The sequence below is a fragment of the Pseudomonas sp. B14-6 genome (assembly GCF_013260315.1).
Lineage (GTDB): Bacteria > Pseudomonadota > Gammaproteobacteria > Pseudomonadales > Pseudomonadaceae > Aquipseudomonas > Aquipseudomonas mandelii.
Window position 1 is genome coordinate 1,498,490 of record NZ_CP053929.1, and the last position, 19,163, is coordinate 1,517,652.

13 protein-coding genes, 1 pseudogene and 2 riboswitches are annotated in these 19,163 nt (G+C 61.5%); of the genes and pseudogenes, 6 read left to right on the forward strand and 8 right to left on the reverse strand.

The features are described 5' to 3' along the window. Positions 1 to 62 precede the first annotated feature (62 nt). Together HP062_RS06795 and poxB are read left to right on the forward strand one after the other, a co-directional pair. Positions 63 to 1,286, forward strand: a complete 1,224-nt coding sequence (locus tag HP062_RS06795; RefSeq protein WP_145310525.1) for an NADH:flavin oxidoreductase/NADH oxidase family protein — start codon at positions 63 to 65, stop codon at positions 1,284 to 1,286. A gap of 83 nt (positions 1,287 to 1,369) precedes the next feature. After that, entirely contained in the window at positions 1,370 to 3,094 is a 1,725-nt protein-coding gene (gene poxB, locus HP062_RS06800) for a ubiquinone-dependent pyruvate dehydrogenase (protein WP_172791121.1), read from the forward strand. A gap of 117 nt (positions 3,095 to 3,211) precedes the next feature. Here the strand turns inward: poxB and HP062_RS06805 are convergent, their stop codons facing one another. The 5 genes and pseudogenes from HP062_RS06805 to cobW all read right to left on the reverse strand — a co-directional run bounded on the left by HP062_RS06805 (position 3,212) and on the right by cobW (position 11,784). Further along, entirely contained in the window at positions 3,212 to 4,858 is a 1,647-nt protein-coding gene (locus tag HP062_RS06805; protein ID WP_172791122.1) for a phospholipase D-like domain-containing protein, read from the reverse strand. 167 nt (positions 4,859 to 5,025) lie between these two features. Next, entirely contained in the window at positions 5,026 to 5,637 is a 612-nt protein-coding gene (locus tag HP062_RS06810; RefSeq protein WP_172792549.1) for a VWA domain-containing protein, read from the reverse strand. Between the two features lie 53 nt (positions 5,638 to 5,690). After that, positions 5,691 to 6,689: an ATP-binding protein gene (locus HP062_RS06815; protein WP_102595004.1), complete on the reverse strand. Its 999-nt coding sequence runs from the start codon at positions 6,687 to 6,689 to the stop codon at positions 5,691 to 5,693. Between the two features lie 149 nt (positions 6,690 to 6,838). Then, a pseudogene (gene cobN / locus HP062_RS06820) lies at positions 6,839 to 10,719 on the reverse strand (cobaltochelatase subunit CobN). A gap of 3 nt (positions 10,720 to 10,722) precedes the next feature. Further along, positions 10,723 to 11,784 carry a cobalamin biosynthesis protein CobW gene (cobW, locus tag HP062_RS06825; protein WP_102595006.1) on the reverse strand — a complete coding sequence of 354 codons (1,062 nt, stop codon included), beginning with the start codon at positions 11,782 to 11,784 and terminating at the stop codon, positions 10,723 to 10,725. 99 nt (positions 11,785 to 11,883) lie between these two features. Next, positions 11,884 to 12,098, reverse strand: a riboswitch (cobalamin riboswitch). Positions 12,099 to 12,274: 176 nt separating this feature from the next. After that, positions 12,275 to 12,503, forward strand: a riboswitch (cobalamin riboswitch). A gap of 118 nt (positions 12,504 to 12,621) precedes the next feature. On the opposite strand from cobW, the gene HP062_RS06830 reads away from it, so the two are divergent. The 4 genes from HP062_RS06830 to cobM all read left to right on the forward strand — a co-directional run bounded on the left by HP062_RS06830 (position 12,622) and on the right by cobM (position 14,784). Then, positions 12,622 to 12,813 (forward strand): CbtB-domain containing protein, encoded by a 192-nt coding sequence (locus HP062_RS06830; protein WP_010460909.1) that lies wholly within the window; start codon positions 12,622 to 12,624, stop codon positions 12,811 to 12,813. A gap of 11 nt (positions 12,814 to 12,824) precedes the next feature. Next, positions 12,825 to 13,529, forward strand: a complete 705-nt coding sequence (locus HP062_RS06835; protein ID WP_172791123.1) for a CbtA family protein — start codon at positions 12,825 to 12,827, stop codon at positions 13,527 to 13,529. Then, positions 13,526 to 13,939, forward strand: a complete 414-nt coding sequence (locus tag HP062_RS06840) for a cobalamin biosynthesis protein (RefSeq protein WP_102595008.1) — start codon at positions 13,526 to 13,528, stop codon at positions 13,937 to 13,939. Before HP062_RS06835 ends, HP062_RS06840 begins: the two co-directional genes overlap by 4 nt. A 98-nt stretch (positions 13,940 to 14,037) precedes the next feature. Further along, complete coding sequence (cobM, locus tag HP062_RS06845) at positions 14,038 to 14,784, forward strand: precorrin-4 C(11)-methyltransferase (protein WP_077747683.1); 747 nt, start codon at positions 14,038 to 14,040, stop codon at positions 14,782 to 14,784. A 156-nt stretch (positions 14,785 to 14,940) separates the two neighbouring features. On the opposite strand, the gene nfuA is transcribed toward cobM, so the two are convergent. From nfuA to HP062_RS06860, 3 genes are all read right to left on the reverse strand, one after another. Next, positions 14,941 to 15,525: a Fe-S biogenesis protein NfuA gene (gene nfuA / locus HP062_RS06850; RefSeq protein ID WP_007898222.1), complete on the reverse strand. Its 585-nt coding sequence runs from the start codon at positions 15,523 to 15,525 to the stop codon at positions 14,941 to 14,943. A 57-nt stretch (positions 15,526 to 15,582) separates the two neighbouring features. Then, on the reverse strand, positions 15,583 to 16,617 hold the full coding sequence (locus tag HP062_RS06855) for an acyltransferase (RefSeq protein WP_172791124.1): 1,035 nt from the start codon (positions 16,615 to 16,617) through the stop codon (positions 15,583 to 15,585). Positions 16,618 to 16,803: 186 nt separating this feature from the next. Then, on the reverse strand, positions 16,804 to 19,089 hold the full coding sequence (locus HP062_RS06860; protein WP_172791125.1) for a fatty acid cis/trans isomerase: 2,286 nt from the start codon (positions 19,087 to 19,089) through the stop codon (positions 16,804 to 16,806). Between the last annotated feature and the right edge of the window lie 74 nt (positions 19,090 to 19,163).

Here is a 19,163-nt window from a genome sequence, read left to right on the forward strand (position 1 = left end):
CTGCTTGACATTAAAGTTAACTTTAAGCTTAGCCTCTTCGCATTACTGATGAGGAGTCAAGCATGTCACCCTTTCAAACGCTGAAGTTACCCAACGGCCAGACCCTCGACAATCGCATCGCCAAAGCTGCGATGGATGAGAACCTTGCCGATACCGGACAAGCGCCGTCGACTGCGCTGCTCAAGTTGTATCAGGCTTGGGCCGAAGGTGAAACGGGCCTGTTGCTGACCGGCAACGTGATGATCGATCGCCGTGCCATGACCAGCCCTGCAGGTGTCGTGCTGGAAGACGAGCGCCATCTTGAGCTGTTCCGTCAGTGGGCCACCATTGGCCGCTCCGGTGGCGCGCACGTGTGGATGCAGCTCAACCATCCCGGGCGCCAGATCATGGCCAACCTCGGTCAGCAAGCCTGGGCACCCTCCGCCGTGGCGCTGGACCTGGGTTCTTTTTCCAAGATGTTTGCCGAACCCAAACCGATGTCGGAAAGCGATATCGCCGAGGTTATCCAACGCTTTGCCACCAGTGCCGCCCTTGCAGAGAAAGCCGGTTTCACCGGCGTGCAGATTCACGCGGCACACGGCTACCTGATCAGCCAGTTTCTGTCGCCCTTGACCAACCGTCGGGCTGACCAGTGGGGTGGCTCGCTGGAGAATCGCGCCCGGCTGTTGCTGGCCGTGGTCAGCGCCGTTCGCCAAGCGGTGTCGCCTCAGTTTTGCGTCTCGGTAAAGCTCAACTCGGCAGACTTCCAGCGCGGCGGTTTCGACGCTGACGACGCCCGCCAAGTGATCCAGTGGCTCAACGACCAACCACTGGATTTGCTCGAACTCTCCGGGGGCAGCTACGAAGCACCAGCCATGCAAGGCGACGCCCGCGACGGCAGGACCCTGGCCCGGGAGGCGTACTTTCTGGAAATGGCCGGCGAACTGGCCAGCGTTGCGAGCATGCCGGTGATGGTAACGGGTGGGATTCGACGTCTGGCCATCGTCGAACAGGTGCTCGACAGCGGCATCGCCATGGCCGGTATCGGCACGGCGCTCGCCATTGAACCGCAGCTGGTGAAACGCTGGCGCGAAGGCCAGGACAGCCACCCGCAATTGCCGCCGATCCTCTGGAAACGTAAACCGCTGGCCGCCTTGGCGAACATGGCCGTAGTGAAGTTCCAGCTCAATCGCCTGAGCCGCGGACGCAAGACCCGGCCACAGGTTTCAGCACTATGGGCGTTGATCGTTGATCAGCTGTATCTCGCCCGGCGCACGCGTCAGTACCGGCAGGCGATGGGCAAGTAATCTCAAATCGGGGTGAGTCATGGTTGCCGCAGCGTTGTCCTCTTTTAACCCTGAGGACCATTCATTAACCACTGGAGCACCCCATGGCGAAAATCACCCTTGCCCAGCAACTGGCGACCACCCTTGAACAAGCAGGTGTGAAACGCATCTGGGGCCTGACGGGCGACAGCCTCAATGGCCTGACCGAAGCCCTGCGCACCATGGACAGCATCGAGTGGATGCACGTGCGTCACGAGGAAGTTGCAGCGTTCGCCGCCGGCGCCGATGCGGCGGTTACCGGGGAACTGGCGGTCTGCGCTGGCAGCTGTGGGCCGGGCAATCTGCACTTGATCAACGGGCTCTTCGATTGCCATAAAAACCATGTGCCGGTGTTGGCCATCGCGGCGCAGATTCCCTCTTCGGAAGTAGGCCTGAATTACTTTCAGGAAACCCACCCGCAGGAACTGTTCAAGGAATGCAGCCACTTCGTCGAGCTGGTGAGCAGCCCGGCGCAGATGCCCCAGGTGCTGCATCGGGCGATGCGCAGTGCCATCCTCAATCGCGGTGTCGCAGTGGTGGTGATTCCCGGCGACGTCGCTCTGCAGGAGGTCGAAGACAACCTCAAACCCTGGCCGGCGCTGTCCAAACCTCGCACCCTGCCCGCGCCTCACGACCTGGATCGGCTGGTCGAATTGCTGAGTCAAAGCAACGCCGTGACGCTGATGTGCGGCGCCGGGTGCGCGGGTGCCCACGATCAGGTGGTGGCATTGGCCGACGCCCTCGGCGCGCCGGTGGTGCATGCGTTGCGCGGCAAGGAGCACGTGGAGTGGGACAATCCGTTCGACGTCGGCATGACCGGGTTGATCGGCTTCAGCTCCGGTTATCACGCGATGCTCAACTGCGACACGCTGGTGATGCTCGGGACTGACTTTCCCTATCGCCAGTTCTACCCCTCCGACGCCACCATCATTCAGATCGACCACGACCCGCAAGCCCTCGGACGGCGGACCACGCTGGATCTGGGCATCGCCGCCGATGTTGGCGAAACCCTCGCCGCGTTGCTGCCGCGCCTGCCTTATCGTGGCGACCGGAGCTTTCTCGAATCATCCCTCAAGCACTACCAGAAGGCCCGTCAGGGGCTGGATGACCTGGCTCAACCGTCGGCGTCGGGTCGGCCGATTCATCCGCAGTACCTCACTCGCCTGCTCAGTGAGCTGGCCGATGACGATGCGATCTTCACTGCCGACGTGGGCACGCCGACCGTCTGGGCCGCGCGTTATCTGAAAATGAACGGCAAGCGCCGATTGCTCGGCTCGTTCAACCACGGTTCCATGGCGAACGCGATGCCCCAGGCCATTGGCGCGCAAGCGTCATTTCCCGGGCGGCAGGTAATTTCGCTGTCTGGCGATGGCGGCTTCAGCATGTTGATGGGGGACTTCATTTCGCTGGCGCAACTCAAGCTGCCGGTGAAAATCATCGTCTACGACAATGCCTCGCTCGGGTTCGTGGCCATGGAAATGAAATCCAGCGGGCTGCTGGACACCGGTACGGACCTGCACAATCCAGACTTCGCGGCGATGGCCAATGCCATGGGGATCCTGGGGATTCGTGTCGAGGAATCCGAAGCGCTGGAACCGGCCTTGCGCCGCGCGCTGGCGCATGACGGGCCCGTGCTGGTGGACGTGGTGACGGCGACCCAGGAACTGGCGATGCCCCCGACGATCAAGCTGGAACAGGCCAAAGGGTTCAGTTTGTACATGCTCAAAGCGGTGATGAGCGGGCGTGGGGATGAGGTGATTGAGTTGGCGCGTACTAATCTGTTCCGCTGACGCGCCTGGACCGCATCGCCCCCTTCGCGAGCAGGCTCGCTCCCACAGGATTTGTGAACGCCCAAGATCCAGTGTGGGAGCGAGCCTGCTCGCGATGGGGCCCCGTGAGGCCAACGATTACTGCCCGGAAAAACGCAATCGCGACAACTGTCGCAAATTCCCCTCGACATAATAATCATCCGTCCAACTGTCATCCGCCGCCAACGGCTGGACCTGCTTTAGCGCCAGTTTTTTCGCGTAATAGCGAAACCGGTAATGCTCATAAAACCGCAGCAACTCCAGACCATAACGGTCCGCCAGGTCGGTATCGCCGCGGATGATCAGGTAGTTCTCGTCATTGCTGTTGCTGGCCGCCGCACTGAGGTTATGACTGCCGCTGATGATCGTTGGCGTATCGCTGGTGAAATCCGTGACGATCGCTTTGGTGTGCACCAGCAGGTTGCCCTTCTGTCCTTCCTTGCTTTCCAGGAGCCAGCCTTCAAGGCCGGTATTGAGCAACGCAACCGTGGTGAATTCGGCGCTACGGTCGGCGTGAAAACCGGTGATCTTGCTCACGGAGTTCTGCAGGCCGTAGCGCAGAATGTCGTCGTGGGGCTTACCGAGCAACGCGTTGAGGATGGAGTCGGGCAAGGTAAAGGCAGTGACGAACAGCAGGTCTTTCTTCGCCGCATTGATGATGTCGACGAACTCATGCAAGTCGCCCTGACCCGAGCGCGGGGAGAATCCGGCGAACAACGGTTGGCTCGGGTCCATCGGGTTGTGTTCGGTAATCCACTGCCGCGCGGCACCGACATTCGCCGGTGTGCCCCAGACCTGCTCGAACGTTTGCAGATAACGGGCGCCGACCCGAGCATCGTCCAGCACATGCACCACGTTGGCCTGACGGTAAATGCCGTTGGGCGTGAAGTTGGTGCTGCCGCAGAGCACGGCTTCAGGCTGACGCAGCCCCGCGGCATCGAACCGGCTCAGGACGATGAACTTGTTATGGAAAATACTGTGGGTGACGCGTCCGCGCTTGTTTGCCGCCGGGATCTTTTCCAGGCTGGCCTCGTTAAAGGCGGTGGTGTCTTCGCCCGGTTGCGCGTGATACAGAACGCGAACGTGCACCCCGCGCTCCCGCGCCGCGTTCACCGCCTCGACAATCACCGGTAACTGGTATTCGTAGATGGCGACATCCAGTGCCCATTCGCTGCCGACGGCACGCTCGATAAACCCCAGCAAACGCCCGAGCAGACCGTTTTCCAGCCATCGGCGCGGGGCATCGGGCCAGGATTCCAAGGGCAATCTTTCCTTGCTGCCAAGGAGCGCGTCGAGCTCTGGAAACTTGCGCTGGAACGCCTGGCTGGCGGCCACGGCGCGGTTGAAATTGACACTCTGGTTGCCGGGATGGCCGTCGTCGGAAGTGACCGTCACCTCCAGGGATTCGCCCAGTTGCGGCGCATCGGCGCTGCCGTAAGCCAGATAGACCCGGTATTGGATCGTCAGCCCCGGATTGACCGCGTAATCGGCCCAGCGAAATTTCTGCAACGGCGCGATATTGCTGGGGGTGGCGTGGTATTGAGGGAAGGTATGGGTCTTGCCCGGGAACGTCAGGCTGTTGAATAGAAACTGCCAGGGTTTGCTGCCCTGCTGCTTTTCGATGGCGAAACCCAGCAGGCCTTTGCGGCGGGGTTCGGCCACATCCATGGCCAACAGCACGCCATTGGTGCCGGCATAGGCTTTGACGCGGAAATCGTTCTGATGGTTAACGGCAAGTGCGCGCATGATTCACTCCTTTGATCGAATGCACTCAGAGCATAGGGGAGCGATGCGGATTCACCATGATTCTCCGGGACCCGGGTGATGCCATCGGGTACAGGCTCGCTCGCACAAGGGATCTGCGGCGTAAACAAATCCTGCTCGCGATGGGGCCTTTGCAGACAACACAGTCCTCAGCCTGAAACCAGCTCATCAATGTGGCGATAATCCGCTTGCAACTCTGCTGCCATCTGTCTGGCCCGACCTAACCGAATCGGCCCGCGCTCGATATCAATCAATAACCCCGGGCAGTCCAGCACCGGCACCCCCGGCCAGTCCTTCAATCGCCCATCGGTCACCAGCAGCAGCCTTTGCTGTTCCGCCGGAAAGCGTTTTTTCCGTGCCGCCAGCCAACGCCCCGCTTCACCCAGCGCCGCCAACAACGGCGTGCCGCCGCCCGCACCCAGGCCATCGAGCCAGGCACGCAACCCCGCCGACGCTTTCAAGCCTTGCACCTGCCACTTCGGCGCCTGACCGCTGGCGGTCAACAAGGCCAGGCGCGCGCGTTGGCGGTACGCATCGTCGAACACTTGCGCAAGTAAACCCTTGGCATCGCTCAACGCCTGATGACGGCGTGTCGAAGCCGATGCGTCGACGATCACCAGCCACAGTTCATGGGAGGGACGTGTGCGCAGGTGGAACAGCACATCTTTGCGTTGATGCGGCCGACCATTGAGCAAAGTGCCGGGCCAGTTGATCGAGCCACTGCGCGCAGCGTGACGCTTGCCCTGTTTACCGTTATCCAGTCGGCCTGCGCGGGGTCTGGCATTCGCCCCCGCGTCAGATCGAGGGCGAATGCCTAGGGCTTTTTTGGCCAGCTCGGCACTTCACGTCGGGCGCCGACCGGCAGGGCCTGAGCGGGCATTTCGCCCCATTGGCCCTGGCCTTCGCTCGGGCTGGAAGATTGCGCCGAGGGCGACTGATTGTGGGGCGGCGCTGGTGGCGATTGCTCGCGACGACGATGACGCAGGGCAAACTCGGCGACGGCGTCGATGTCTTCCTCGGCGATGGCGCCCGCCCCTCGCCATGCGGCGTGGGCACGGGCCGCGCGCAACCAGACCAGATCGGCGCGCAGGCCATCGACACCGGCGGCAAAACAGCGCTCGGTAATCTGCGCCAGTGCGGCATCATCCAGGGGGATGCTCGCCAATGCGCCGCGCGCCTTCTGGCAACGTTCACGCAGGGACTGCTGCTGGCTTTCCCACTCGACGCAGAAACCCTGGGGATCGGTGTCGAAATCCAGACGCCGGCGAATAATCTGGCCACGCTCGACCGGTGCCGTGTGACCACTGAGGGCGACGTTCAGGCCAAAACGGTCGAGCAGTTGCGGACGCAGCTCGCCCTCTTCCGGGTTCATGGTGCCGATCAGGACGAACTTCGCCGAATGCCGATGGGATATACCGTCGCGCTCGATCAAGTTGGTGCCGCTGGCGGCCACGTCGAGCAACAGGTCAACGAGGTGATCGGGCAGCAGATTGACTTCATCGACGTACAGCACACCGCCGTCGGCCTTGGCCAGTACGCCGGGGGAAAATTGCGCGCGGCCTTCGCTCAGGGCGGCGTCGAGATCGAGGGTGCCGACCAGCCGTTCTTCGGTGGCACCGAGGGGCAAGGTGACGAATTGACCGCTAGCGAGCAAGTCCGCCAGGCCTCGGGCGAGGGTCGACTTGGCCATGCCGCGCGGGCCTTCGATCAGCACGCCGCCGATTTTCGGGTCGATGGCGGTCAGATAGAGGGCGAGCTTCAGATCGTCGGCGCCGACCACGGCGGAGAGCGGGAAATGCGGGGTGTCGGTCATCTTCAATACTCGGTCATGGTCTGTAGCAGGCACACTTTGTACCTGTAGGAGCGAGGCTTGCCCGCGAAGGCGTCTATTCAGTCGATATCACTATTGAATGTGAAGGCCTCATCGCGGGCAAGCCTCGCTCCTACGGGGTTTGCGGTGTATCAGCCGTCTTCTTCTATGTCCAGCAACAGGTTTTCCAGCGCCTCGCGATACGCGCCCGGTTCCTGCCACATTCCCCGCTGCTGCGCTTCGAGCATGCGCTCGGTCATGTCGCGCAGCGCATGCGGATTATGCTCACGCACAAAATCCCGGGTTGCCGGATCGAGCAAATACGCATCCGCCAGCAACGCATATTGATGATCGTCGATCAACTGGGTCGTGGCGTCGAACGCGAACAGGTTATCGACCGTCGCGGCCAATTCGAATGCGCCTTTATAGCCGTGACGCTTCACGCCGTCGATCCACTTCGGATTCGCCGCCCGGGAGCGGATCACCCGGTTCAACTCTTCCTTCAAGGTGCGGATCTTCGGCAAGTCCGGCTGACTGTGATCACCGTGGTAACTGGCCGCCGCTTCGCCGCTGAGGCTTTCCACGGCAGCGAGCATGCCGCCCTGGAATTGGTAATAGTCGTTGGAATCAAGCAGGTCATGCTCGCGATTGTCCTGGTTTTGCAGCACCGCCTGCACCTGGCTCAGACGCTGGGCGAATTGTTCGCGGGCGGCGGTGCCTTCATCGGACCCGCCGTAAGCGTAGCCGCCCCAGTTCAAGTAAACCTCGGCCAGATCTTCGCGGCTTTGCCACAGACGACCGTCGATGGCGCCCTGCACGCCTGCGCCATAAGCACCGGGCTTGGCCCCGAAGATGCGCCAACCGGCCTGACGCTTGGCCGCGTCTTCATCAAGGCCCGATTGCATCAGTGCTTCACGTTCGGCGCGCACTTTGGCGGCCAACGGGTTGAGATCGTCCGGCTCGTCCAGCGCGGCGACCGCTTGCACGGCAGCGTCGAACAGGCGGATCAGATTGGCGAAGGCATCACGAAAGAATCCGGACACGCGCAAGGTCACATCCACGCGAGGACGGTCGAGCAAGCTCAGTGGCAGGATTTCAAAGTCGTCGACCCGCTGACTGCCGGTGGCCCAGACCGGACGCACGCCCATCAGCGCCATGGCCTGGGCGATGTCATCGCCGCCGGTGCGCATGGTCGCGGTGCCCCAGACGGACAGGCCGAGCTGACGCAGGTGATCGCCGTGGTCTTGCAGATGCCGTTCGAGAATCAGGTTGGCCGACTGGAAACCGATGCGCCACGCCGTGGTGGTTGGCAGGTTGCGCACGTCCACCGAGTAGAAATTGCGCCCGGTCGGCAGCACGTCCAGACGACCGCGACTCGGCGCGCCGCTGGGGCCGGCCGGGACGAAACGACCGCTCAGGGCATCGAGCAGGCCGCGCATTTCTGCCGGGCCGCAGGCGTCCAGGCGCGGGGCGACGACTTCGAGCAGGCTGTCGAGGATGGCGCGGACGTCGGACCAACCCGCTGGGAGTTTGTCGGAATGCTGCATCATCGCGCTGGATTGCGCAGCAGTCCCACTTTCTGGGTCCGCTTCGCGAACCAACGGGAGCAAGCTCCCTCGCCACAGAGGCTCGTTCCCATGAGGTTCGGCGTTGGTATTCAGAGTTTGCGCAATGAGTTGAGCTGCGAACAGTTCGAGGCGTTCGCGGGTATCCCCGGCGGTGCGCCAAGCCTCCTCGTTAAGCGATTGCAGTTCCACAGGACGCGGCCCCGCCCATGGCTCGGCCAACGCACAATCCAGCGGATCAAACCCCAGTTCAAACGCTTTGGCCAACGCCCGCAGCAGGCTTGATTGCGCGCCACGACCGTCGCCACGGGGGATGCGCAACAGCGCCAATAACGTATCGATGCGCAAGCGCCCGGTCGGCGACTCGCCAAAGATGTGCAGGCCATCGCGGATCTGCGACTCTTTCAAGTCGCACAAGTACGTGTCCAGCCGTGGCAACCAGATCGCCGCATCGGCGTCGCTGTTGAGCTTTTCGTCCAGTTGCAGTTCACGGTCGATGTGCGTGTCGCGCACCAGTTGCAGGATGTCGCGCTGCAACTCTCGGGCGCGGCGCGGATCGAGCAATTGCGCTTCGTAATACTCGTCGGCCAGCAGTTCGAGATTGCGCAGCGGGCCGTAGGTTTCGGCGCGGGTCAGCGGCGGCATCAGGTGGTCGATGATCACCGCTTGGGTGCGACGCTTGGCCTGGGCGCCCTCGCCCGGGTCGTTGACGATGAATGGATAAATGTTCGGCAGTGGCCCGAGCAGCGCATCCGGCCAGCAGTTTTCCGACAGCCCGACGCCTTTGCCCGGCAGCCATTCGAGGTTGCCGTGCTTGCCGACGTGGATCACGCCGTGGGCGCCATAGGTATGGCGCAGCCAGAAGTAGAACGCCAGGTAGCCGTGGGGCGGTACCAGGTCCGGGTCGTGATACACCGCACTCGGATCAACCTGATAACCCCGCGCCGGTTGAATGCCGACGAAGGTCAGGCCAAAGCGCAGCCCGGCGACCATCATGCGTCCGTCACGGCACATCGGATCGCTTTCGGGCGTGCCCCAGCGCTCCAGCACCGCTTGCTGATTGGCTTTGGGCAATTGGTGGAACATCAGCCGATAGTCGTCCATCGCCAAACTTTGCGCGCAGGGACGCTGATCAAGGGTGTCGAGGTCGTTGCTCACGCCGCCAAGCAACTGTTGAATCAACGCAGTGCCGCTGTCCGGCAACCCGGCAGGCAGCGGATAGCCTTCGGTGTGCAGCGCCCGCAGGATGTTGAGCGCGGCGGCCGGAGTGTCGAGGCCGACACCGTTGCCGATGCGCCCGTCACGGGTCGGGTAGTTGGCGAGGATCAGCGCGATGCGTTTTTCGCTGTTCGGTACCCGGGCCAGATCGATCCAGCGCCGCGCCAGTTCGGCGACGAAATCCATGCGCTCCGGTTGCGCCCGATAGCACACCACGTCCGACTGACTGCGCTCGCTGCGCCACGCCAGGTCCTTGAAGCTGATCGGCCGGCTGATGATCCGTCCGTCCAGTTCCGGCAACGCGATGTGCATCGCCAGATCACGGGGCCGAGGCCCTGTTCACTGGCGAGCCAACCCGGCTCGTTGTCCTGGGCGCAGATCGCCTGGATCACCGGAATGTTGCGTCGAAACGGCTGCAGATGCGGCGCTTCGGGGCTGGATTGAGCGAAACCGGTGGTGTTCAAGATCACCCCCGCCTCGACGTCGTCCAGCAGGTCCTCGACCACCGTCAGGCAGCCGGGTTCTTTCAGACTGGCCACAGCAATCGGCAACGGATTCAAACCCGCCGCCTGCAAACGCTGGCAGAAAACATCGATGAACGCGGTGTTCGCCGCCTGTAAATGCGATCGATAGAACAGCACCGCTGCCACCGGTTGACCGGCCTGCCAATCGGCTTGCCAATCGTGAAGGTCGGCGGGGCTCTTTTGCGGGTGGTATATCGCCGTGCGCGGCAGGGTTTGCGGCTCGGCCCAGGCGTAATCGCGATCCAGCCAGCGATTGGCCAGGCAGCGGAAAAAATCCAGGGCATTGGCCATGCCGCCCTGACGCAAAAACTGCCAGAGCCGGTCACGGTCGGCGGCGGCTACGGTGCTCAGGTCGCTGAGTTCCGGGTCCGGGCGGTCATCGCCAGGCACCAGAATCAGCTGAACACCGCGCTGGGACAGCTCCACCAGACGCTCGACCCCGTAACGCCAATAGGCGATGCCGCCGTGCAACGAAATCAGAATGACCTTGGCGTGGCGCAACACTTCGTCGACATACAGGTCGACCGACGCGTGATTCTGCACCTGCATCGGGTTGGCCAGGCGCACGCTCGGGTAATCGTCAGGCAGTTGCTGCGCCGCTTCGGCGAGCAGCGCCAGGCTGGAATCGCCGCTGCACAGGATCACCAGCTCGGCGGGGGTTTGTCCAAGGTCGGCAATGTTGTCATCCGACACGAAACCGCCGGGCTGGGTCCTGAGCAGGTGCATGGCTTAAACGCTGAGCGCGGCGCGCAATTGCGCTTCAAGCAGCGTGGCGTCCAGCTCCTGACCGATCAACACCAGACGCGTGTTGCGCGCTTCATCAATGCCCCACTGACGGTCGAAGTGCTTGTCGAAACGTGTGCCCACGCCCTGAATCAGCAAGCGCATCGGTTTGTTCGGAATCGCCGCGAAACCTTTGACCCGCAGAATGCCGTGCTGGACCACCAGTTGGGTCAGCGCGTCCAGCAGCAGGCTTTCGTCGGCTTGGGGCAATTCGATGGAAATGGAGTCGAAGGCGTCGTGGTCGTGATCGTCTTCACCTTCGTGGTGGTGATCGTGATGGCTGTGACGGCTGTCGATGTGTTCTTCGGAACCGGCACCGAGACCGATCAGCACGTCCAGTGGCACACGGCCGCTGCTGGCTTCGATGACTTTGACGGCCGGCGGCAGTTCTTCGGCGACTTCCAGGCGCACCCGGGCCAGATCTTCAGGGCTGATCAGGTCGGCCTTGTTGAGGATCACCAGGTCGGCGCTGGCCAGTTGGTCGGCGAACAGCTCGTGCAACGGCGATTCGTGGTCCAGGTTCGGGTCGAGTTTGCGCTGGGCATCGACCCGATCCGGGAACGCGGCGAACGTGCCAGCGGCGACGGCCGGGCTGTCGACCACGGTGATGACCGCGTCAACGGTGCAAGCGCTGCGAATTTCCGGCCACTGGAAGGCTTGCACCAGCGGTTTTGGCAGGGCCAGGCCCGAGGTTTCGATGAGGATGTGGTCGAGATCACCGCGACGGGCGACCAATTCGCGCATCACCGGGAAGAATTCTTCTTGAACGGTGCAGCACAGGCAGCCGTTGGCCAATTCGTAGACGCGGCCGTTGGCCTCTTCTTCGGTACAGCCGATGGAGCACTGTTTGAGGATTTCGCCATCGATGCCCAGCTCGCCGAACTCGTTGACGATCACCGCAATGCGGCGGCCCTGAGCGTTGTCGAGCATGTGCCGCAGCAAGGTGGTTTTGCCCGAGCCGAGGAAGCCGGTAACGATGGTGACGGGGAGTTTGGCCAGTGTTTTCATCGGATGCCCTTTGGCAAGGTGGCGGGCATACGGGACGACAATCGCTGCGACGGATGCGCGCGCGGAAGAGTTCGCCACCGGATCACCCCGCCCGGTTGTAGTGAGAATCTGTGTCGAGGCAGGTCTCCTGGCTGACGGTGTGCCGGTCGATGGACCTGGCATTCGCTGCGCCTTCCCGCGAACCCGTTGCACAGGGTTTGCAGTGGCGTGGCAGCGAACATCACCGTTCACAGTTGCGGGGGCAGCCGCGGCATCGACCGCGTTCCCTTCTTAGCTTCGGCAAATGCCGAAGAACCTCGAAAGCGCAAGGCTACGCATGGTGTGGGGGCGGGTCAATGTCTTGTGGCGCTCTCACCGGCGCCTTCGCGGGCAAGCCTCGCTCCTGCGGGACAGCGGTGCTTTTACAGGAGCGAGGCGTGCCCGCGAAGAATTCACCTCGCTATCGAATGAGAACCCATGCCAATTGACGTCAAACCCCCGCCCATGCTCTCCTACACGCCTTGTTACGGGTGCCCTTCACAGGGTGAAACGGGAAACCGGTGAATCATGTGCTTTACTCCAAGCCATGTCAGTCCGGTGCTGCCCCCGCAACGGTAAGCGAGCGAAGCGTCAGACCCACTGTGCCAGCAGTTCGGCATGGGAAGGTGATGCTTGCAGGTACAGGCGCAAGCCTTGACCCCTCGTGAGCCCGGAGACCGGCCCGCAACACAAAGTGACCTTTACGTCACTGAATAACAAACCCGCGGTGGGCGGGCGCTGTTTGAACCTCTGTGCGCCCGATTCGCAGGGGTCTTCCATGCGCTCTATTCACCCGCTGACAGACCAGAGGGATGCGCCATGTCGATCATCAGCAGCACCGACCACAGCACCGCCAGTACCACCACAACCCTGAGCCAACGCCTGACCGCCGCCGTGTGTGCGTCGATCCTTGGCGCATGCCTTGTGTATTTCGCTGGGTTCTCGCACATCGAAGCGGTGCACAATGCCGCGCACGACACCCGTCACAGCTCTGCCTTCCCGTGCCATTGAGACCTGCTGACATGATCAAGCGTATTGCGCAAACCGCAGGTTTCACAGGGCTGCTGGCCGCTCTGCTGCTGACCCTGCTGCAAAGTTTCTGGGTCTCGCCGCTGATTCTGCAGGCCGAAACCTACGAAAAATCCGAGCCGGCCGCTGTTGAAGTTCACGAACACGCCGCCGGTGCCGCCGCTCACACTCACGACGCCGAAGCCTGGGAGCCGGAAGACGGCTGGCAGCGCCTGCTGTCGACCACGGGCGGTAACCTGGTGGTCGCCGTCGGTTTCGCCCTGATGCTCGCTGGCCTCTACACCTTGCGTGCACCGACCAAAACCTCCCAGGGCCTGCTTTGGGGCCTGGCCGGTTACGCGACCTTCGTGCTGGCCCCGACCCTCGGCCTGCCGCCTGAACTGCCGGGCACTGCCGCAGCTGATCTGGCGCAACGACAACTCTGGTGGATCAGTACAGCCGCCTCCACGGCGGTCGGCATCGCGTTGATCGTGTTCAGCCGTCACTGGCTGATGAAGATCCTTGGCGTGGCGATTCTCGCCGTTCCGCACGTGATCGGCGCGCCGCAACCGGAAGTGCACTCGATGCTCGCTCCGCAAGCGCTGGAAGCTCAGTTCAAAATCGCGTCGCAGCTGACCAACGTCGCGTTCTGGCTGGCCCTGGGCCTGATCAGCGCCTGGTGGTTCCGCCGCAAAAGCGATGGCCAATACCACGCATGATTGATCCCCGCACAGCGCCGACTTTAGTCGTCGGCCTGGGCTGCCAGCGCGGCTGCCCCGCCAGCACGCTGCGGGCGTTGATCGATCAGGCATTGCAGGCTCATCAAATCGGACTTCACCAGATCAAGGCCCTGGCCAGTATCGACCTGAAGCGTGATGAGCCTGGCCTGGTCGAGCTCGCCGAACAACTGGCGTTACCGCTGATGTATTTCAGCAGTAAGCAATTGGAAGGTTACAAACCCCAACTCAGCCATCATTCGGACATCGCGTTCGAACGCACCGGCTGCTACGGCGTGGCGGAAAGTGCCGCCCTGGCCCTCGCCGAACACTTGGCCCAGGCCCCGGCAAAACTGCTGATTTCGCGACAAAAATATGCCCAGGCCACCCTGGCATTGGCCTGCGTTGCGTAAGATCCCCGATAATCCCCGCCTTCGATCATGAGCAATCTTCATCTGAAGCCTTGCCCAAGCCCCTTTTCTGACAGACTCTTTATTCAAAGGAACGGACGATGACCGTCTACTTCATTGGCGCAGGTCCAGGTGACCCGGAACTGATCACCGTCAAAGGCCAACGGCTGATTCGCAGTTGCCCGGTGATCATCTATGCAGGCTCTTTGGTGCCCGCCGCCGTCCTCGAAGGCCATGGTGCCGAACAGGTGGTCAACAGCGCCGAATTGCACCTGGAGCAAATCATCGAACTGATCAAGACCGCCCATGCCAACGGCCAGGACGTGGCGCGGGTGCATTCCGGTGATCCGAGTCTTTACGGCGCGATTGGCGAGCAGATTCGCTGTTTGCGTGAACTCGGGATTGCGTTTGAAATCATCCCGGGGGTCACGGCGACAGCCGCGTGTGCGGCGCTTTTGGGGGCTGAACTGACCCTGCCCGACATTTCACAGAGTGTGATTCTGACCCGCTACGCCGACAAAACCGTGATGCCGGCCGGTGAAGAACTGGGGAGCCTGGCCCAGCACGGGGCGACCATGGCGATTCATTTGGGGGTCAATCATCTGGAGAAGATCCTGGCGGAGTTGCTACCACATTACGGCGCCGACTGCCCGATTGCGGTGATTCACCGGGCGACCTGGCCGGATCAGGATTGGGTGGTGGGGACGATTGCGGACATTGCCGCGAAGGTTGAAGCCAAGGGATTTCGCCGCACGGCGTTGATTCTGGTGGGTCGGGTGTTGGGCAGTGATCAGTTCAGCGAGTCATCGCTGTACCGCGCCGGACATGCACATCTCTACAGGCCATAGGGTCCTCCCACATTGGATCTGCGGCGGAAACAGATTGGGTATCCAATGATAGCCCCCTGTGGGAGCGAGCCTTCTCGCGATGGGGCCAGTGAATTTCACCCATAAAAAAACGGCACTCACGGGTGCCGTTCTTTCATTTCGCAGCGAACACCTTACTTAGTAGTAGGCGTTTTCTTTCTGCGTGTGGTCAGTCACATCGCGTACACCCTTGAGCTCGGGAATGCGCTCGAGCAAGGTGCGCTCGATGCCTTCGCGAAGGGTGACGTCTGCCTGGCCGCAGCCTTGGCAACCGCCGCCGAATTTCAATACGGCGATGCCATCTTCGACCACATCGATCAAGCTGACCTGACCGCCGTGGCTGGCCAGCCCCGGATTGATCTCGGTTTGCAGGTAGTAGTTGATGCGCTCGTTGACCGGGCTGTCAGCGTTGACCATCGGCACTTTGGCGTTGGGCGCCTTGATCGTCAGTTGGCCGCCCATGCGGTCGGTAGCGTAGTCGACGACCGCGTCGTCCAGGAAAGCTTCGCTGAACGAATCGATGTAAGCGGTGAAGCTTTTGAGCCCCAGCGCGGTGTCTTCAGGTTTCTCTTCGCCCGGCTTGCAGTACGCAATGCAGGTTTCGGCGTACTGGGTGCCAGGCTGGGTGATAAAGACGCGGATGCCGATACCCGGGGTGTTCTGCTTGGAGAGCAGATCAGCCAGATAATCGTGTGCGGCGTCGGTGATGGTAATAGCGGTCATGGAAACTCCTCGCAGGCTTGGGCGCAGTTTACGCCAATCATCGCGCCGTACAAAGTCCTAGTATTTTTGTCGGGAAAGAGCCGGAACAGCATTGCTTGCCGGTTCGCCGTCGATCCACTCTTTAAGCCACCGATAGCTGCATTTTTCTACATATTCGTAACTTGCCCAGGAAGCCACGCCGATGGTCACCACACAAACGGCGAACATCACGTAGGGATTTACCCCATAACGCTGGGCGACAAATCCGCCGACAGACAGCACCAGCACATGCATCAGGTAAACCGAATAGGAACAATCGCCAAGCACCTTGAACAGACGGGTGTTCTCGAAAAAGCGTTCCAGCGCCATGCACGCCATCACCAACACCGCACCGGGCACGCCCCAGGCCAGGAAACGTGGCTGCGGTGCCAGGTTATAAATCGCCAGCAACGCGCCGCCAATCCCCAGCAAGGGCAGCCAGACACCGGGCTTGATCCAGCCGCGCCGGTAGATCATGCCGATGGCGATCCCCAGCAGAAACTCATAAACAATGTCCGAGCGGTAGAACTCGCTGATCCAGCCATAACCGGTCCACGCCTGGCACACCGCAAACAGCAACGCCGCGACGATCAGCAGCCGAACCTGCAAACGGAACAGCAATGCCCAGGCAAACAGCACGTAGAACAGCATTTCGTAATTCAGCGTCCAGCCGACATTGAGGGTCGGATAGATGCCGTAGCCACCGGGGTTTTGCGTGGGAATGAATAACAGCGACAGCAGGACATGTGACCAGTCGACCGTCTGATCCGGCAACACAGGCTGTGCGAACACGACCACCAGCGCCATCAGCACCGTGTACAGCCAGTACGCCGGAACGATGCGAAACAGTCGATACAGGAGAAACCGTGCAGGTGGCAGCGATTTCCCTTCGGTGGACAGGAAGATCACCAGGCCACTGATGACGAAAAAGATATCAACGCCCACCGCGCCCTTGTCGATGAACATCTGACCCACGGGACCACGGGCCTTGAAGTCGAAAAATATCTGCATGAAGTGGTGGCAGACCACCGTCCATGCCGCGACGGCGCGCAGTGCCTGTACTGAAATCAACATCGGCGCCCCTCCGATCGCACTTCACACATCACCGCAGACCCCTGTAGGAGCGAAGCTTGCTCGAGAAGGCGATCGACCGGCCAACAATGATGTTGAATGTACCGGTCTCTTCGCGAGCAAGCTTCGCTCCTACAGGGGAATGGCGGTGCCTATTGAGTCCGACACCGACCAGCAGTCAAAGGTCGATTAAAGATTCTCGTACCGGTTCATATCCAGCACGCCCTCTTCCACCGGCTCGGTTTCGTGGATGTAGCGACTCAGGTCATGGAAGTAGAACCAGAACTGCGGATGGCTGCGGCGAATGCCCCAGCGTTCGACGATTTTCTCGAAGCGGTGCGCATCCTTGGCGTTTTCCATCGCATCGACGAACGCCGGCACCTGGTCGGCGGGTATGTTGAACATGAAGTTGGGGTAGCTGCTGAGCACGCCCGGGAAAATGGTCAAGGTGTCGAGCCCAGGCTGATAGCGCAGCGATTCACCGAGCAGGAAGGCCACATTGCTGTGGGCCCGATTGCGCAGCAGGCTGTAGACCTCGCGCTTGCCGCTCGCCGTCTCGATGCGCAGCACCGTCGCTTCCGGCAACTGATCAATGACCTTCAAACCGGCCGCCGGGCGTGACGTCAGGCGACTCAAGGCTTGCTCGGCACTCTGCAACGCCGGGTCGATGTTCGGTCGCGAACAGTAAGCGCCGTCGCAACGGTTGATCGGATCAGGCTTGGCATCGAGCTCGCCATAACGGGCCAGCAGTTGCATCGCGAAGTCGCGCTTGGGGTCCTTTTCATCCAGCTTCAGGGCCGTCGGCGTGTCATTGTCGATGGACTCATAATCCAGCCACATTTTGAACTTGCCACCGCTTTGATACCAATCATCAAGGTAATCGTCCCGCGAATCGGCCGGCATCAGGCGCAGGAAATTCTGCTCGGCGCCGTTGCGGATCAGGTCGAAGTACAAGCGTGTCTGGGCCTGGTGAGACACGTTGCCGAACACGTCGAAGTTGACCACCAACTGATAATACGTGCGTTCCAGCAGCGGATAGTCAAACAGCCAGATGGTTTGCGGCACGTCGCCGATCAGGCCCTTGTTCACCGATGCGCTGTCGAAATGCCGAAAGATGCTCAGCAACGCGTTGTCGTTGCCTGCCCACAGGGTCGACCAGCTCGGCGCCGGCAGATCGGCGTAGTTGTCCCGGCGTAGCGCTTCGTACTCGTTGCGCTTGTCGCGGTAGTCATGCCACAGGCTCAGGACGCTGCCGACATCGTCGTTTTGTCCCGGCATCGCCAACAACGGCGTGGCCTGGCCGCGGTAGTTCGGGTCGGTGATGTAGAGGTCATGTTCCGGCGCCTGGAACAATGCCCAGAAGTTGTCACGAATCACGTCCGTGGCGATCTGGCCACGGCAGACCGGACCGCGAATGAAGGTACGGACGAAGTACTCGGCGTTATCGAGCATGAACTGATAACGCGCCTGAGCCGGGATCGCTTCAAACGTACTGAACGGATTGGCCCGGCGCTCCGGCCCGTATCCCGGCAAGGCATCGACCTGCCAGTTGCCGCTGTAAAAGAGTGTTTTGATCCGCGCCATCTTCGACGCGCTCAGCGGATAAGTGATGTGGGTCTTGTGCACGATCACACCCTGCACCGGCCACAAACGGTAATAAATCCGAGTGCCCGGATCATCATTCGGCCGGCGCGTATCGATCAGGTCGATCGGCTGCCCCGTCGGGGTGCGTGAACGGACCCATTGGAAGAAATGCCCCGGCTCACCGTCCTTGAAGTAAATATGGGCGATATACCAATGCTCGAATAACCAGCGACCGACCAGACTTTCCCGGGCACCCGGGGCGTTGAGCAGGTTTTCCCACTGCACCACCTGCATGGCCTCTTTCGCGCTCGGGACCAGGCCTTGCTCATCGATAGGCGCACCCGAAGCCAGCCAGCGCTGGAGCGTCTGGTATTGCTGGTCGGTCAGGCCGGTGACGGCCAGCGGCATGCCTTCTTTCGGGTGGGTACTGGCGTAGCCGTCGAACTCCGCCGGCATGGCGCACATGTTTTCCCGGTTGAGGCCCAGGACGATGTCTTCCGGCAACCTGGCGTTGGGTTGCAGCGGGGTTGTGTGGCCCAGCTCCAGCATTCGCGTCATCAACGCCGCCTGGCTGCCTTGGGCGTCGAGTACCGAATAGAAGCCTTTCTGCTGCCAGGCACGCTTGCCGAAAGCGTCATAAAACAACCGGGTCGGCGCCGCGGCCTGACTGCGTTCGCCGTCGTAAACCGGGGATTTGGTCCCGCCACGCGCCGCCCCTTCGCCGCTGCCCAGATTGAGCTGACAGGCGGAGTCGTAGCAGGCATGGCAGGCCACGCACTTTTCGGTGAAGATCGGTTGAATGTCACGTGTGTAGGAAATCGCCGGATCCTGCGCAGCGGCATCCCAGCTTATAAGCAGCATAAAGATGCTGGTGATGACGCGATACGACATGTCCCTGGTCCTGATCCTGAAAAAACGCCGCGATTCTACCGGTCTCGCCCCCTCACCAACATGAGCGATATTCA

Excerpts from the sequence above, each read along its gene's own strand:
- HP062_RS06860 (WP_172791125.1), bottom strand. The coding sequence starts at position 19,089 with ATGTCGTATCGCGTCATCACCAGCATCTTTATGCTGCTTATAAGCTGG.
- HP062_RS06840 (WP_102595008.1), top strand. The coding sequence starts at position 13,526 with ATGATTGATCCCCGCACAGCGCCGACTTTAGTCGTCGGCCTGGGCTGC.
- HP062_RS06835 (WP_172791123.1), top strand. The coding sequence starts at position 12,825 with ATGATCAAGCGTATTGCGCAAACCGCAGGTTTCACAGGGCTGCTGGCC.
- HP062_RS06805 (WP_172791122.1), bottom strand. The coding sequence starts at position 4,858 with ATGCGCGCACTTGCCGTTAACCATCAGAACGATTTCCGCGTCAAAGCC.
- HP062_RS06815 (WP_102595004.1), bottom strand. The coding sequence starts at position 6,689 with ATGACCGACACCCCGCATTTCCCGCTCTCCGCCGTGGTCGGCGCCGAC.
- cobM (WP_077747683.1), top strand. The coding sequence starts at position 14,038 with ATGACCGTCTACTTCATTGGCGCAGGTCCAGGTGACCCGGAACTGATC.
- cobW (WP_102595006.1), bottom strand. The coding sequence starts at position 11,784 with ATGAAAACACTGGCCAAACTCCCCGTCACCATCGTTACCGGCTTCCTC.
- HP062_RS06795 (WP_145310525.1), top strand. The coding sequence starts at position 63 with ATGTCACCCTTTCAAACGCTGAAGTTACCCAACGGCCAGACCCTCGAC.
- nfuA (WP_007898222.1), bottom strand. The coding sequence starts at position 15,525 with ATGACCGCTATTACCATCACCGACGCCGCACACGATTATCTGGCTGAT.
- HP062_RS06855 (WP_172791124.1), bottom strand. The coding sequence starts at position 16,617 with ATGTTGATTTCAGTACAGGCACTGCGCGCCGTCGCGGCATGGACGGTG.
- poxB (WP_172791121.1), top strand. The coding sequence starts at position 1,370 with ATGGCGAAAATCACCCTTGCCCAGCAACTGGCGACCACCCTTGAACAA.
- HP062_RS06830 (WP_010460909.1), top strand. The coding sequence starts at position 12,622 with ATGTCGATCATCAGCAGCACCGACCACAGCACCGCCAGTACCACCACA.